This window comes from Pseudomonas sp. NPDC087639 (assembly GCF_044743385.1).
In the GTDB taxonomy this organism is placed as follows: domain Bacteria; phylum Pseudomonadota; class Gammaproteobacteria; order Pseudomonadales; family Pseudomonadaceae; genus Aquipseudomonas.
In genome coordinates this window covers 244,368-258,247 of sequence record NZ_JBIUWI010000001.1, presented here as the reverse complement: position 1 = coordinate 258,247, position 13,880 = coordinate 244,368, and the positions used below count along the sequence as shown (strand labels likewise).

The 13,880-nt window shown below is 59.3% G+C and carries 16 protein-coding genes; 10 read left to right on the top strand and 6 right to left on the bottom strand.

Annotated features, from left to right (window positions below):
* Positions 1-144: 144 nt before the first annotated feature.
* Positions 145-1,065: a LysR family transcriptional regulator gene (locus ACIOVB_RS01085; protein WP_401264090.1), complete on the top strand. Its 921-nt coding sequence runs from the start codon at positions 145-147 to the stop codon at positions 1,063-1,065.
* Positions 1,040-1,231, top strand: a complete 192-nt coding sequence (gene alaE, locus ACIOVB_RS01080) for an L-alanine exporter AlaE (RefSeq protein WP_401264387.1) — start codon at positions 1,040-1,042, stop codon at positions 1,229-1,231. The genes ACIOVB_RS01085 and alaE overlap by 26 nt, the downstream gene beginning before the upstream one ends.
* A 38-nt stretch (positions 1,232-1,269) precedes the next feature.
* Here alaE and ACIOVB_RS01075 read toward each other — a convergent pair whose 3' ends face one another.
* Positions 1,270-2,280 carry an AraC family transcriptional regulator ligand-binding domain-containing protein gene (locus ACIOVB_RS01075; RefSeq protein ID WP_401264088.1) on the bottom strand — a complete coding sequence of 337 codons (1,011 nt, stop codon included), beginning with the start codon at positions 2,278-2,280 and terminating at the stop codon, positions 1,270-1,272.
* 153 nt (positions 2,281-2,433) lie between these two features.
* Between ACIOVB_RS01075 and ACIOVB_RS01070 the strand changes: the two genes are divergently transcribed.
* Together ACIOVB_RS01070 and ACIOVB_RS01065 are read left to right on the top strand one after the other, a co-directional pair.
* Positions 2,434-3,111 (top strand): glutathione S-transferase family protein, encoded by a 678-nt coding sequence (locus ACIOVB_RS01070; protein ID WP_401264087.1) that lies wholly within the window; start codon positions 2,434-2,436, stop codon positions 3,109-3,111.
* Positions 3,112-3,245: 134 nt separating this feature from the next.
* Positions 3,246-3,998: a class I SAM-dependent methyltransferase gene (locus ACIOVB_RS01065; protein ID WP_401264085.1), complete on the top strand. Its 753-nt coding sequence runs from the start codon at positions 3,246-3,248 to the stop codon at positions 3,996-3,998.
* A 25-nt stretch (positions 3,999-4,023) separates the two neighbouring features.
* On the opposite strand, the gene ACIOVB_RS01060 is transcribed toward ACIOVB_RS01065, so the two are convergent.
* From ACIOVB_RS01060 to ACIOVB_RS01040, 5 genes are all read right to left on the bottom strand, one after another.
* Complete coding sequence (locus ACIOVB_RS01060; RefSeq protein ID WP_401264084.1) at positions 4,024-5,370, bottom strand: glutamine synthetase family protein; 1,347 nt, start codon at positions 5,368-5,370, stop codon at positions 4,024-4,026.
* A gap of 22 nt (positions 5,371-5,392) precedes the next feature.
* Entirely contained in the window at positions 5,393-5,950 is a 558-nt protein-coding gene (locus ACIOVB_RS01055; RefSeq protein WP_401264083.1) for a helix-turn-helix domain-containing protein, read from the bottom strand.
* A gap of 15 nt (positions 5,951-5,965) precedes the next feature.
* Positions 5,966-7,255, bottom strand: coding sequence for an NAD(P)/FAD-dependent oxidoreductase (locus tag ACIOVB_RS01050; protein WP_401264081.1), 1,290 nt, complete (start codon positions 7,253-7,255; stop codon positions 5,966-5,968).
* A 75-nt stretch (positions 7,256-7,330) separates the two neighbouring features.
* A complete protein-coding gene (locus ACIOVB_RS01045) occupies positions 7,331-8,665 on the bottom strand; it encodes an ATP-binding protein (RefSeq protein WP_401264080.1) in 1,335 nt (444 codons plus the stop codon).
* A complete protein-coding gene (locus tag ACIOVB_RS01040; protein ID WP_401264078.1) occupies positions 8,662-9,369 on the bottom strand; it encodes a response regulator in 708 nt (235 codons plus the stop codon). Before ACIOVB_RS01040 ends, ACIOVB_RS01045 begins: the two co-directional genes overlap by 4 nt.
* Before the next feature lie 164 nt (positions 9,370-9,533).
* On the opposite strand from ACIOVB_RS01040, the gene ACIOVB_RS01035 reads away from it, so the two are divergent.
* The 6 genes from ACIOVB_RS01035 (at position 9,534) to proP (ending at position 13,693) form a co-directional block, all read left to right on the top strand.
* A complete protein-coding gene (locus ACIOVB_RS01035; protein WP_187679835.1) occupies positions 9,534-9,848 on the top strand; it encodes a hypothetical protein in 315 nt (104 codons plus the stop codon).
* Positions 9,848-10,507: a DUF3313 domain-containing protein gene (locus tag ACIOVB_RS01030; RefSeq protein ID WP_401264077.1), complete on the top strand. Its 660-nt coding sequence runs from the start codon at positions 9,848-9,850 to the stop codon at positions 10,505-10,507. The genes ACIOVB_RS01035 and ACIOVB_RS01030 overlap by 1 nt, the downstream gene beginning before the upstream one ends.
* A 63-nt stretch (positions 10,508-10,570) precedes the next feature.
* Complete coding sequence (locus tag ACIOVB_RS01025) at positions 10,571-11,131, top strand: hypothetical protein (RefSeq protein ID WP_401264075.1); 561 nt, start codon at positions 10,571-10,573, stop codon at positions 11,129-11,131.
* A 366-nt stretch (positions 11,132-11,497) separates the two neighbouring features.
* Positions 11,498-11,857, top strand: a complete 360-nt coding sequence (locus tag ACIOVB_RS01020) for a DUF6124 family protein (protein WP_187679832.1) — start codon at positions 11,498-11,500, stop codon at positions 11,855-11,857.
* A gap of 145 nt (positions 11,858-12,002) precedes the next feature.
* Positions 12,003-12,191, top strand: coding sequence for a hypothetical protein (locus ACIOVB_RS01015; protein WP_401264073.1), 189 nt, complete (start codon positions 12,003-12,005; stop codon positions 12,189-12,191).
* Positions 12,188-13,693 carry a glycine betaine/L-proline transporter ProP gene (proP, locus tag ACIOVB_RS01010; RefSeq protein WP_187679830.1) on the top strand — a complete coding sequence of 502 codons (1,506 nt, stop codon included), beginning with the start codon at positions 12,188-12,190 and terminating at the stop codon, positions 13,691-13,693. Before ACIOVB_RS01015 ends, proP begins: the two co-directional genes overlap by 4 nt.
* Positions 13,694-13,880 lie beyond the last annotated feature (187 nt).

The window sequence follows — 13,880 nt, the reverse complement described above, 5'->3', positions numbered from 1 at the left end:
GTGAGAGGCCGGAGCCCGTGCGGCTAATGGTTTCCAGGACATGCGCAAATGAAGCCGCGCCTGAAAAACCATTGTGCTGTTCCCATGTTCGAGGCAGTAGTAGCATCGCGAGGCGAGCTGTGTCGCGCAAAGGGGAACGCGGGAATGGATATCGAAGAGCTGCAAACATTCGTGGAAGTGGCAGATGCCGGGGGCATTTCGCAAGCTGCGCTGCGGCTGGGCGTATCGAAGTCGATTGTCAGCCGCCGGCTGGCTCGGCTTGAAGCGCAATTGGGCGTGCAACTGATGGCGCGCTCCACTCGCGGGGCGTCACTTACCGAGGCCGGCTCGACGTTCCGGGATTACGCCGCCAGAGTCTGCACCGAGATCGACATTGCCAGAGAGACGATCCTGCCCGCCGGCGCCCTTCGCGGACGTTTGCGCGTGGCGGTTCCGCTGTCGTTCGGCCCGACGCACTTCGCACCGGTGCTGGCAGAAATGGCGCGCCGCCATCCTCAGTTGCACATGCAAACCTGCTACAGCGATCGCTTCGTTGATCTCATTACCGAGGGCTACGATTGCGCCATCCGCGTGGGTTATCTGCAGGACTCCAACCTCATCGCAAGGCGTATTGGCCCGGTCTACACCAAGCTTGTCGCGAGCCCGGATTACATCAAGGCGCACGGTGCCCCCGAGACGCCGGACGAACTGCACACCCATCAGGCGCTCATGCAGGGCACCGAAGCCTGGCAATTCATGGACGGCGACAAGATCATCACGGTTCGCCCGCAAGGACGCTTCAAGGCCGACAACGGCACCGCCCTCGCCGCCGCCGCAACCGCAGGCCTTGGCCTCGCCTACCTGCCCGATTGCCTCACCCATGAACACATAGCTTGCGGCGCACTCGTACCGATCATGACAAACCATCCGCCGCCCCCGGCCGGCGCCTACCTTCTCCGCCCGCCAGGCCCGCATCCCGCGCGCAAAATACGCGTACTCACCGAACTGTTGATCGAGTACTTCGGCGACTCTCCGCACCTGGCGGTGCTGCCGGTGTCGCATCAAGACGAAGCAGTGGTGTATTGAACGTAATGAACGCGGCGCGTCGGGAGACGGCCTGGTGCGCGGCACACTCGGCGCGGCGTTGATGATGTTGTTTCTGGGACGGCCTTATGGGGCGTTTCTGAACGTGGTGCGCAAGCTGTTTGGCTTGCCGCCGGGTGGCGATAAGCCGATGTCGTTGAATAGTTAAGGGAGCGGCATCGGGTTATCGCCCCCTGGCGGCATACTTCACGTATTGAGGCGTCGCCACTCACTCGGTGAAACCTTCTCCCACTGCCGGAAAGCCCGGTAGTAAGAGTTGACGTCCTCGTAACCGAGCAGATACGCCACTTCTTTCAGTTCAAGGGTCGTATCAGCAAGCAGGTGAAATCCGACTTGGCGCCGGGCCTCGTTGAGCAGCGCGCTGAATGTCGTACCCTCTGAGGCTAATCGTCGTTGCAGCGTCCGCTCGCTCTGCAATAGCTCTTGGGCAAGATACTGCAAACTTGGCCGCCCCGCCGCCAGCGCTCGTTTCAGCACTTCAATGACCTGCTCACAGAATCCAAGGGGCGCTTCGATCTCTCGGATTGCGGCACTAAGGCCGGGCGTCATCATGTGCAGCACTTCCGGATTGTGCTCAAGAAACGGTAGATCGATGTCGGTGGCGCTTACAGTCAACTCGTCACGGGTTGCGCCGTAGTGAATGGGGCAACCGAAGTAACTTGAATGGGTTTCCAGTTTTTGCCTCGGCCGTCTCAGGCTCAATGCAATGGGCTCAATGTGTTTGCCAGTGCCTCGTCGACCCAATTCCAGCACCAAAGCAAAACACGCCTCCACCGAGAGATAAGGCGCCGGCCCCGTGCCAGAAGGCCACACAATCGTGAATGACACATTGCCCTTGTGCTCGTCGATGCAAATTTTGTCGGGACTGCATAAGCGCTGGAAGCGAGACAACCTCGCAAGTCCGTCGCGAAAATCAGCCGCATATAACGCCGCGAGGAACGCCAGTTTGTGTTTCGCACTGGGGGTATCACGGACCATTTTTATCGCAAAGGCAGGGTCTGCAGAAATCGCCTCGATGGCGTTCCAGACGGCAAAGAGCTGATGCGTGCTGACAAAGGCAGATTCGTTCAGGTGAAGGTCATGGGGCAACTGAGCGTGCTGGTGAATCAACGCGGGATCGAGTCCCAATTGCTCTATCGATTGCCAGAATACTCTGGGCAATTTACACCGCTCGGTGCTGGTATGAAGGTGGGACATTTATATGCTCCGAGCCGCAAGTGAGCGGCAGCGCGTAACGCAACGCTCCATTAATGGCGCGTTAAGCAAGTATTCTGGCGCAAACCGCCCAAGGGGTTATGCAGCGTCGCTCTTACCATTGTCGTCAACGAACCGAGCCAAGAGGAGCTCACGATGACAATGACGTTCTATACCAATCCCAACTCTCGCGGCCGCATGGTGCGCTGGATGCTCGAAGAAATCGGCTGCACTTATGAATCGGTCATCTTGGATTACCAGTCGACCAGCGAGTCTGACCGTTGGGGAGGTGCTGCGCTGGCAGCGCCGACGGTGGCCGACCCTGATGATCCACGCGTAGTTTTTTTTCGCGATGTAAACCCGATGGGGAAGATCCCCACACTCGTGCATAACGGGCAAACCATAACAGAAACAGCCGCCATCTGTGCGTATCTGGCTGATGCGTTCCCCGAAGCGAACCTGGCTCCTGCAGCAGCGGAGCGGGCGGCCTACTACCGCTGGATGTTTTTTGCTGCGGGCCCCCTGGAGCAGGCCGTGACCAACCACCGCGCGGGCTTCAACCCAACGCAGGATCAGGAGTTCTTCTTTGGCTATGGAAGCTACGAGCGCACCGTGGACCAACTCGAACGCGCCGTGTTGGCTAATCCGTTCATCGCCGGAGAGCGCTTCTGCGCTGCCGACGTTTATGTTGGTTCCCACATCGGCTGGGGGCTTGGCTTGGGCACCTTGCCACACAGAGCAGCGTTTCTCGCTTACGCCGAGAAGTTAATGAGCCGCGATGCCTACAAACGTGCGGTGGCGAAGGATGAAGCGCTGCTGGGCGCCATGGGCTGATACACAACATGGAGCCTTCCCAAAGGCGTCAATGGTCGGTAGCAGTCAATCGCAGCGGGCAGCTATCGACCCGAGCGGCATGATGGCCGAAGAGTATGCAATAGACTTCCCGGAAAACTCAGCGAGGCTTAGTAATGTCGACCAACCTACCCGACTTCACCACGCGTTTGCTGGTCGACGCGGGAATTGAAAAAGGCATGCGAATTCTGGACGTGGGCTGTGGTTCGGGTGATGTTTCTTTTCTGTTGTGCGATCTGGTGGGAAGAGACGCAGAGGTCATCGGTGTTGATCATGACGCCCACGCCATCGCCACTGCACGCCAGCGCGGCGCAGCACAAAACCACCCTTCACTGACATTTCTCCAGTGCGAGCTTCTAGAGCTGCAGGACTCTATCGGTACGTTTGACGCCATCGTCGGACGGCGCGTGCTGATGTATCAGAAGGATGCGGTGGCAACGATCCGTGCGCTGTCGAAGTATTTGCACCCCAATGGCATCGTGGTCTTTCAAGAACACGATACGACGATGGTGCCTGCAAGCCTGGCCCCTTTCCCTCTGCATAAAAGAGCGCAATCCTGGATACAAGAAATGATTGCTCGTGAAGGGGCCGACCTACACATTGGTTTCAACCTGCATGGCATTTTTACTAAGGCAGGCTTGACCGTCGAAAGCGTTCGGGCCGAATGTCTTATACAAACACCGGATACTCCCTACGGCCTTGGTCACATTGTTCGAGCCTGCTTGCCGCGAATCACTGCATTAGGGGTGGCCAGTGCAGAAGAGGTCGACATTGAAACGCTGCAAGAGCGTCTGGATCAGGAGCGTTCAGCCTCTTCTGGCGTCTACATCGGTGATGTGATGTTCGGAAGCTGGGCGCGAAAAGCATAACTTACCCCCCGCCAATGCCACCCCATCACAAATACCACCGATACTCCCGCGCACTGATCTCCTGCATAAATGCCAGATGATCCTGGCGTTTGTTCTCGCAATACACGTCGACAAACTCTGCGGCCAACCCCTCGCGCAACTGCGGTTGATGCTGCATCGCCCTCACCGCTTCAAACATCTCTGTCGGGAAACCTATCCCGCTGTTGCGATCCTCATTCAGTGGCGCGATCGGTTCTTTTGCCGAAGCCAACCCATGCTCCAAACCCACCAGAATCGCGGCCAACACCAGATACGGATTGGCATCCGCGCCGGCCAGTCGGTACTCAATGCGCAGGTTCTTCTCGTCCGACTCGGGAATGCGCAAACACGCATCACGATCCTCAAAGCCCCAGCTTGCTTTGGTGGCGGTGTTCACCGTACCGCCCAATCGCCGCATCGCATTCTGATTCGGGGCGAAGATCGGCATGCTGTGCGGCAACAGCTCCAGGCACCCCGCAACTGCATGGCGCAGTGGTTGCTGTTGATTCGCCGCCAACAGATTATTGCCGGCCGCGTCATAAAGGCTGACATGCACATGCATGCCGCTGCCCGGATGCTGCAAGTACGGCTTGGCCATGAAACTGGCGCGATAGCCGTGTTTAAGCGCGACGCCACGGGTGCTGCGGCAAAACAAAGCAGCCCAGTCCGCTGCACGTAAGCCATCGTCGAGGTGACCGAAATTGATTTCGAACTGGCCGGGGCCGAGTTCAGCGGTGATGACGGTGGCGTCGATGCCTTGGGCACGAGTGGCTTCAACCATGTCATCAAGCACCGGCGCGAAGCGTGACAGGCGCTCGATGTGCATGTTCGGTTGGTCATCGGCGTCTTCGGTCAGGTCGTCGCGGGGGAATTGCGGCAGGCCGTCGCGCAGTTTTTTGTCGAACAGGTAGAACTCCAGTTCAAACGCTACGACCGGGTGAATGCCTTTGCGTGCCAGTCGGTTCAGCACTTGAGCGAGGACTTCGCGGGGTTCGAATTCGATTGGTTTTTCCGTGCCGTCAGAGGTGATCAGCATCTGCCCAAGCGGCTGCGCTTCCCAGGTCACTGGTTTCAGCGTGCCCGGCACCAGTCGGCGCACGGCGTCCGGGTCGCCGTCGTTGAAGCAGTAATCGCCAATCTTGAACAAGCCGCCCTGCACGCCGAGTAATACGCAGTTTTGCGGCAGTTTGAGCGCGCTGCCGGCGGCGACTTTTTCGAGCATGTCCACAGGATAGCGCTTGCCGTAGAAGTGCCCGGGAATGTCCAGGGAGATCAGGTCGACATAACGCACCTCGGGGTAGCGTTGGCGAAACGCACGCACTTCAGCCAGCAAGTCTGCGCAGACAGCGTCCATCGTGTTCATCCTTTTATTGTTATCAGGTGTAGACCCACAGCACGCGGGTGAGCTGATCGGTGAGGTTGCCGTAGCGGCAACGGGTGTGGCTGTCGAACTGGAAGCTGTCGCCGGCCTTGAGCGTCGCCGGTTCTTGGTCATCGCCCAGCCACAGGGTCAATTCGCCTTCGAGCACGTAACCGCCCTGCTCCGAGCTGTCGCTCAGGTGCCGGTCGCCGCTGCTGGCGCCGGGTTCAAGGTGACTTTCGAGCATGGAGAATGAGGCGCGGATCTGCGGCGACACCAGAATGTCGGTGATGCCGTTGGCGTAATACAGCGTGCGGCGTTCGTCCGGTCGCGTTACCCACGGCAACTCTTTGGCCTTGGGCAGGCTGTAGAAATAAGTGGTCGGCACGCCGAAGGTTTCGCTGATTGCAGTCAGGTCGGCAACGGTCGGCCGCGACAAGCCGCGCTCGACTTGCGACAGAAAACCCACCGAGCGGCCGATCTTGTCTGCCAGTTCCTTCAGGGTCCACTTCTTGTGCTTGCGCAGGTCGTGGATCAGGATCGCCAGCGCGGCGATTTCTTCTTGCTTGTTCATGACAGGGATTCCAAATCAGATGCTGTCGCGCAATCGATACCAGGCCTTGCCAATGGCTTCCAGCGGCGCCGCGAGGTATTTGCCGCCGGGGAAACTGCCATTACTCAAGCCCTGATACAACGCCAATTCATCTGCGTTGCCGAGGATTGCGTCTGACACCGCGCGGGCGGCGGCCAGTGTCGGCAGCACGCCATGCCCCGAATAACCCTGCAGCCAATAACGATTGCCCTCGCCGCCAACATCCGGCGTGCGGTTCAGGGTCAGATCGATGTGCCCGCCCCAGGCGAACTCCACCTCGACACCTTTGAGCTGCGGGAACACTCGCTCGAGAAACGGCCTCGTGGCCGCCGCGATGTCCTTGGGCATGCCGCCCAAGTAAGTGCAGCCGCCGCCGAACAGCAAGCGGTTGTCCGGCGTGCGACGGAAGTAATCGAGGACGAACTGGTTGTCGGTGACGCAGACGTTGCTTGGCAGCAGCGCGGTGGCTTGCTCAGCAGTGAGCGGCGCGGTGGCGACTTGATAGGTGCCCACCGGCAATATGCAACTGGCGAGTTTAGGGTCGAGTTCATCGAGGTAGGCATTGCAGGCGAGCACCAACACATCGGCTCTGATCGACCCGCGCTCGGTGTGTACCCGAAAACCTGCGCCCTCCTCCTGATAACTCAGCGCTTTGCTTTGTTCATGGATACGCCCGCCGGCCCGCTCGATGGCAGCCGCGAGACCCAAGGCGAGTTTCAACGGGTTAAGGTGCGCGCCTTCCGGGTCATAGAGACCGGCCTGATAATGCTCGCTGGCCACCCATTGCGGCAGTTCTTCGCGTGGGATGAATTGCAATGCATCGTGGCCCCACTTATGGCTGGCCTCTTGTTGCCACTCGGTCAACAGGCTCACGCGACGCGGCATCACTGAAGTCCATAGATGCCCCGGCCGATAATCACAGTCGAAACCATGGCGCCCCGGTAATTCGCGCAATTCCCGAGCCGCCCAACGCATGCCGTCCCACAATCGCCTTGCCCGCTCATGCCCCAGCGCGGCTTCCAGCGGCGGCATGTCACACGACCAACCCAGAATCGCCTGGCCGCCATTACGTCCCGATGCCGCCCACGCCACGCGACTGGCTTCCAGCAGCATCACGCGCTTGCCGGCCAACGCCAGGCGCAACGCGGTGTGCAGCCCGCTGAAGCCGGCGCCGATGATCACTACGTCGGTGTCGTGTTGCCCTTCCAGCGCGGGTCGATGGCTCAGAATATCGGCGCAGCTGTGGGCGTAGTAACTGTCGACATGGCGCTGGGATTGCTGAAACATTCACGGCCTCATGAAATTATCTTTTTATAATTTCATGAAAATCTACAGCGTTAATTTCATGCCGACAACCCCCGCCTAACGGATAAAGGGTAGTTCAACCCTTGCCACCAGCCCTGTCCCCTCGCGATTACTCAGCGTCAACTCGCCACCCTGCTCACGCACGATGGCCCGCGCCGCCGACAGTCCGAGGCCGACCCCGCCGGTGTCGCGGTTGCGTGAGGCTTCGAGGCGGAAAAACGGGTCGAACACTTGCTCCAGCGCCTCTTCAGGAATACCCGGCCCCTCATCGTGGACTTCGATGTGTATCGAGTAATCAGTGCAGCTCAAGGCGACGCGCGGGTTGTGTGCATACTTCACCGCGTTTTCCAGCAAGTTGACGATCACCCGCTTGATACCCAGCGGGCGGCCTTTGTACACCAGATGCGCGGGGCCGTTGAAGTCGACGCCGATGTGTTGGTCGCGGTAGTCGTCAACGATGGTTTGCAGCAGCTCGGACAGGTCGAACGCGGTAGCTTGCTCGCGGTGAGTGTCTTCGCGAAAAAACGCCAACGCAGCGTTGATCATCGATTGCATCTCTTCGATGTCGCGAATCAGTTTGCCCTGATGATCGAGGTCTTCCATGAACTCACTGCGTAGGCGCATCCGTGTCAGCGGCGCGCGCAAATCGTGGGAAATGGACGCGAGCATGTGCGTGCGTTCGCCGATGTAGTGCTGGATCTGCGCCTGCATGGTGTTGAAGGCGATGATCGCCTGACGAATCTCGTCCGGGCCTTCAATCTTGATCGGCGGTGCGCGCAGGTCGCCGCCAAAGCGTCGGGCGGCGCTGGCGAAACGCTGCAGAGGTTTGGCCAGTTGGCGTGTGGCAAGCCAGGCCACCAGCACCGTGGCGATCAGGCCCAGGGCGATGATGATCGCGATGCGTGTGCCGATGTCCAGTCCCCAGGAGCGCTCTCGCGAAGAGAATAACAACCAGCTGGCATCCGGCAGTTGAATCAGCGCCGCATATCGGCCCTGCTGACTGCCGCTCGGCCAGTCAGCGGGGTTGAACACCCGAATCTGTCGATCATCGCCCAACAACTGATGCAACACCGATGTCTTGTCTGCCATGAGCGGCTTACCTCCCGGGGGCAAGCCGAGTTCGTCGCGTTGCGAACTCCACATCACCTCCTGTGTCAGGCCGTTTGCCGCTTGCGCCAATTGCGTGCGCAACGGTGCCGGTGCGGCCTCGATCACCTTGACGGTAGCGGCAATCTGCTCCAGCAACCCGGTGCGTTCAATGGGCGGTCGAGCCCAGGTTCCCGCAACCTCCACGAACAGGAAATTGAGCGCCAGCGCCGCAAGCATGGCCGCGACAATGGTCAGCGCGATTCGCCGACTCAGCGGGTCGCGCCGCAGGAATTGACGGATCATGAACGCGTGACCTTGGCGCTGAACATATAGCCGCCGTTGCGCACGGTTCTGATCAAGTCCGGTCGCTTGCAGTCTGGCTCGATCTTGCGCCGCAACCGGCTGACCTGCACGTCGATGCTGCGGTCGAAAGCGTCGTGACCCTGGCCGTGGGTCAAGTCGATCAGTTGCTCACGGGTGAGGATGCGCTGCGGATGATCCAGAAACACCACCAGCAAATCGAACTCGCCGCCGGACAACGGGATCATCACGTTTTCCGGGGAGCGCAATTCGCGGCAGGTGATATCCAGATGCCAACCGGCGAAGGCGATCACCGGCCTTGACGGTTCGAGCGGCGTCTTCTGTTCACCGGCACGCCGCTGCAAGGCGCGCACGCGGGCCAGTAATTCCTGAGGCGCGAACGGTTTGGTCAGGTAGTCGTCCGCGCCGAGTTCCAGACCGACAATGCGATCACTCAGCTCGGCCATCGCCGTCAGCATGATGATCGGAATGCCCATCTGCGCACGCACTTTCTGGCACAGGCTCAGCCCACCTTCACCGGGCATCATCACGTCAAGAATGATCGTGTCCGGGCGCTGCCGCGCGATTGCCGCCCACATCGCCTCGCCATCGGCGGCGACGTCGACTTCGTAGGCGTGCTGGACGAAGAACTTCTTCAGCAGGGCGAGAATTTCCACGTCGTCGTCAACGAACAGCAGTCTGCTCACGGTCACAGGCTCCTCAGACCAGAAAAGAGCGCATCTAAAACCATTCCGACGCTCAGGTCATTTATTTCAATCGAGCAACATTCCTTCACCACGGACATCAACCGGACATCGTCCGGCAAAATCCCTGGGGCACCCTGCACGCCTTCCAACTCAGGGGGCTTTTCATGAAGGTTTTACATAGCCGCTACACCGCCGACGGCCATAACGCCAAGTATCCGTTGATCCTCAGCCAACGCACCACGGCGCCCACGGAGGATACGCCGATCCTCTTTCAAGAGTTCTGCCTCGGGCTGGCCAGCGATCAGAGCCGCATCGTCCTGCGCCGCTATTTCGAACAGTACAGCCCGGCCAACGCGCAATGGGTCGAGTACGCCCATTCGATTCCGACCGCCGAGCTCATCCACTGGATCATGAGCCACGGCCAGTTGCACATCGAGTGTTCGCAAGACACCCCGCCAAAGCACAAGGAATCCCATTGATGAGAAGCCATTGCCTGATGACGGTGTTGTGTACGGCGTCCCTGAGTCTGTCGGCTTGCAGCAGCCAAAAGGTCGAACATACCGGGTTTCTGCACGACTACAGCGTATTGAAGGAGCACAAGTCGCCGTCGGGACAGGATGTAATGGTCTGGGTCAGCCCGGCATTGGCCAGGGCGCGTTACACCCAGGCCTATCTTGCACCAAGCCAGTTTTACCCCAGCGTAGAGCCGACCGCCCGGATTCCAATGAGCACGCTCTCCGGTGTGACTGACTATTACGATGCGGCCCTCAGGCACGAATTGGGCAAGGTGCTGCAACTGGTGTCATTACCCGGCCCGAATACGCTGATCGTCAGGCCGGCTATCACCCGGGTCAGTGCCAGCACCCAAGGCTTGCGGTTTTATGAATGGCTGCCGGTCACGCTGGTCGCGGCCGGGGTAAGCACCGCCGTCGGCATCCGCGATCAGGACAGTGAAATTTTCACGGAAGTGTCGTTCGAGGACGGCTCGACGGGGGAAGTCGTCGCAGAGGTCGTGCGCAAGGGCACCGGCATGCCGCTGGAGAACGACAAACAGGTGCTGACGGCCGATGACGTGAAGGTGGTGCTGGAGGGTTGGGCCAGCGATTTGGGGCAATCGTATTTGGCAATTGGGCGTTAGTGCGCCCGTTTTCTCGTCTACCGTGATGTGCAGCTATCTGCATAACACGGGCCACGACTGATGATGAGCAACTTCCCTATCGTTGCAACGGTGCTCTCGATGATTCTGGGGCTGTCCGTCACTCGGCTGCTGCTTGGCGCGTTGACGGTGTTTCGCATCCGCCGGGCGGCCGCGCCGGATTGGGTGGCGTTGGTCTGGGCCATTACGTTGTTCGCCACCCAACTGGACTTCTGGTGGGCGGTCAATTCGCTGCCGCAGATCAAGTCGACATTTTCGTTCGCGGAGTTTTCGTTGCTGGTGGTATTGGCGCTGTCGCTGTTTGTCTCGTCGGCGCTGTTGCTGCCGAGCCGCAGTGAGGATGAGCAGAACGGCCTGCGGGTCTATTTCGAGCAGGATGGTCGCTACGCCCTGCTCTCGTTGTCGACTTATCTGTTGCTCGGGCTGATCGTCAATGTCTTTCTGTTTCAAGCCTCGCCGATTGCGCTGTGGGGGGTATTGGATGTGTTGATGATCATTCTTCCGCTCTGCGCATTCGCGGCGAAATCACGCAAGACTTATACGACCATTACCCTGATTTACCTGCCGATCTGTGCGCTGGACATCGTCGTTTCGCTGACGAATTAGGCGTTGTTTCAGAAGAAAGATCAAAAGATCGCGACCTTAAACAGCCGCGTTTAAAAGACACCTTCAGACACGCGTCCGAGGCTACACAACCTTGCGTAATTGCCTACAGCTCCGCCAGAATCCGCCGGCTTGTGCGCCTTGGGGGTGGGGCCTATTGTTGAGCCGTCGCTGATTTCTCAGTGATCGGGTTTAGCAGCCCGGCAATTCTCAAGGCACGCAGGTTCCGCTATTACGTTATGGCGGCTTTGCGTGGGGCACTTCGGTGCGCCGGGATCCTTGAGCCTGGTCTGCTAACCCGCGTACAGCCGCCACCTCTTCGTTTAGCAGCGATAGCTGACGGCTCCATTTTTCTCAAGGAGCTTCACCATGATCAAACCAACACCTAACCCGCCCGAAACCGATCCCACCTCCCCCTACGAATCCCTCGATTCGAAAAAGCTCAACGAAGCCGCAGACCGCGCGCTCGATCACTACCTCTGCCCACCCGGTTCCACGCCGCCGCCACGTAAAACCCGCAGGATGTACGCCGTGACCGCGGACTTCAAAAACGAGGAATTGCTGGCCGATGCCTGCGGAACTCTGGCTTCGGCAAGAACCATCGCCAATGACTTCGCTCATCTCGTACCCGCGTCGCAGCGCAGGACGTTGCAGGGCATTGCGCAACTGATCATGTTGGGAGAACTGGCGGTGAATCGGGTGCTGGATAATCTGGAGTTGCCGGGCTGACCTCGATGTGGTGAACAGGGGCTGAGCCTTTCGGTGTCAACTCCGGCCCCTTCGCGAGCAGGCTCGCTCCCACCGTTGACCGCGCTCCAATGTGGGAGCGAGCCTGCTCGCGAAGGCGACCGCACAGTCCCGCCTGTCTTCAGACATGAAAAAAACCCGCCGCCCCGTTCAATCGGGACGGCGGGTTTTGTCGTTTTCAGCAGTTCCGGCAGGGAAAAAAGCAGTTAGCGGTGAATTATTTCGTGTCCGCATGTATCTGAGCCAAAGAGCACGCGCCATCAAAGAGATGGCATCGAAGCGGCAAATGGATCAGCAACAGAGAAAACCCGGATGAAATCACGTAAAAACAGCGTCAAACCGATCGGCCTGAAAGACATCACCATCGTCGACGACGCGAAGATGCGCAAAGCCATCACGGCGGCGGCGCTCGGCAATGCCATGGAATGGTTCGACTTTGGGGTCTACGGCTTTGTTGCCTATGTCCTCGGCAAGGTGTTTTTCCCCGGTGCAGATCCCGGCACGCAAATGATCGCCGCATTGGCGACGTTCTCCGTGCCCTTCCTGATCCGGCCTTTGGGCGGACTGTTCTTCGGTGCATTGGGTGACAAATACGGGCGGCAGAAAGTCCTCGCCGCGACCATCGTCATCATGTCGCTGAGCACCTTCGCCATCGGTTTGATTCCGTCCTATGCCTCGATTGGCATCTGGGCGCCGATCCTGTTGTTGCTGGCGAAAATGGCCCAAGGCTTCTCGGTCGGCGGCGAATACACCGGCGCCTCGATCTTCGTCGCCGAATATGCACCCGACCGCAAACGCGGATTCCTCGGTAGCTGGCTGGACTTCGGCTCGATTGCCGGTTTCGTGCTGGGTGCCGGTGTCGTGGTGCTGATTTCCACGACGCTGGGCGAAGCCAAGTTCGAGGAATGGGGCTGGCGTCTGCCGTTCTTCCTCGCCCTGCCGCTGGGCATGATCGGCCTGTATCTGCGTCACGCCCTCGAAGAAACCCCGGCTTTCCAGCAGCACGTGGAACAACTCGAACAAGGCGACCGCGAAGGTCTGGCCGGCGGCCCGAAAGTGTCGTTCAAGGAAGTCGCCACCAAACACTGGCGCAGCCTGATGACCTGCATTGGCGTGGTGGCCGTGACCAACGTCACCTACTACATGCTGCTCACCTACATGCCGAGTTATCTGTCGCACAACCTGCACTACAGCGAAAACCGTGGCGTGCTGATCATCATCGCGATCATGGTTGGCATGTTGTTCGTGCAGCCGTTGATTGGTTTTGTCAGCGACAAAATCGGCCGCAAGCCTTTCATTGTTGTCGGCAGTATCGGCCTGTTTATCCTCGCCATTCCGGCGTTCATGCTGATCAACAGCGGCAAGATCGGCCTGATCTTCGCAGGCCTGCTGATGCTGGCGGTGCTGCTGAACTTCTTCATCGGCGTGATGGCTTCGACCCTGCCGGCGATGTTCCCCACGCACATTCGCTACAGCGCATTGGCGGCGGCATTCAACGTTTCGGTACTGATCGCGGGTCTGACTCCGACCGTCGTGGCCTGGCTGGTGGAAAGCACCAACGACCTGTACATGCCGGCGTATTACCTGATGGTGATTGCCGTGGTCGGCCTGGTCACTGGCGTGACCATGAAAGAAACCGCGAACAAGCCGTTGCGTGGCGCTGCTCCGGCAGCTTCCGACCTTGAGGAAGCGAAGGAGTTGTTGCAGGAGCATCACGACAACATCGAACAGAAGATCGAAGACATCGACGCCGAGATCGCCGAGTTGGAGGCCAAGCGCAAGAATCTGGTGCAGCAGCATCCGCGGATTAACGAGTAAGACAGTGAACCTGCGGCGGGTGCTACCTCGCCGCAGGCCTCACTGTTCCTTCCCTTCCTCGACCCTGGCCAACGGCCGTGACAGATCAATTCCAGGAAGACACGCTTGTATCGTCCATGCGCCTCTCGAATCGGAGAAGCCTCCGTCGCCAGTCGAATAAACGCTATGTTCGCGATTACTCCGCGCC

Excerpts from the sequence above, each read along its gene's own strand:
- ACIOVB_RS01085 (WP_401264090.1), top strand. The coding sequence starts at position 145 with ATGGATATCGAAGAGCTGCAAACATTCGTGGAAGTGGCAGATGCCGGG.
- ACIOVB_RS01075 (WP_401264088.1), bottom strand. The coding sequence starts at position 2,280 with ATGTCCCACCTTCATACCAGCACCGAGCGGTGTAAATTGCCCAGAGTA.
- ACIOVB_RS01070 (WP_401264087.1), top strand. The coding sequence starts at position 2,434 with ATGACAATGACGTTCTATACCAATCCCAACTCTCGCGGCCGCATGGTG.
- ACIOVB_RS01065 (WP_401264085.1), top strand. The coding sequence starts at position 3,246 with ATGTCGACCAACCTACCCGACTTCACCACGCGTTTGCTGGTCGACGCG.
- ACIOVB_RS01060 (WP_401264084.1), bottom strand. The coding sequence starts at position 5,370 with ATGGACGCTGTCTGCGCAGACTTGCTGGCTGAAGTGCGTGCGTTTCGC.
- ACIOVB_RS01055 (WP_401264083.1), bottom strand. The coding sequence starts at position 5,950 with ATGAACAAGCAAGAAGAAATCGCCGCGCTGGCGATCCTGATCCACGAC.
- ACIOVB_RS01050 (WP_401264081.1), bottom strand. The coding sequence starts at position 7,255 with ATGTTTCAGCAATCCCAGCGCCATGTCGACAGTTACTACGCCCACAGC.
- ACIOVB_RS01045 (WP_401264080.1), bottom strand. The coding sequence starts at position 8,665 with ATGATCCGTCAATTCCTGCGGCGCGACCCGCTGAGTCGGCGAATCGCG.
- ACIOVB_RS01035 (WP_187679835.1), top strand. The coding sequence starts at position 9,534 with ATGAAGGTTTTACATAGCCGCTACACCGCCGACGGCCATAACGCCAAG.
- ACIOVB_RS01030 (WP_401264077.1), top strand. The coding sequence starts at position 9,848 with ATGAGAAGCCATTGCCTGATGACGGTGTTGTGTACGGCGTCCCTGAGT.
- ACIOVB_RS01025 (WP_401264075.1), top strand. The coding sequence starts at position 10,571 with ATGAGCAACTTCCCTATCGTTGCAACGGTGCTCTCGATGATTCTGGGG.
- ACIOVB_RS01020 (WP_187679832.1), top strand. The coding sequence starts at position 11,498 with ATGATCAAACCAACACCTAACCCGCCCGAAACCGATCCCACCTCCCCC.
- ACIOVB_RS01015 (WP_401264073.1), top strand. The coding sequence starts at position 12,003 with ATGAAAAAAACCCGCCGCCCCGTTCAATCGGGACGGCGGGTTTTGTCG.
- proP (WP_187679830.1), top strand. The coding sequence starts at position 12,188 with ATGAAATCACGTAAAAACAGCGTCAAACCGATCGGCCTGAAAGACATC.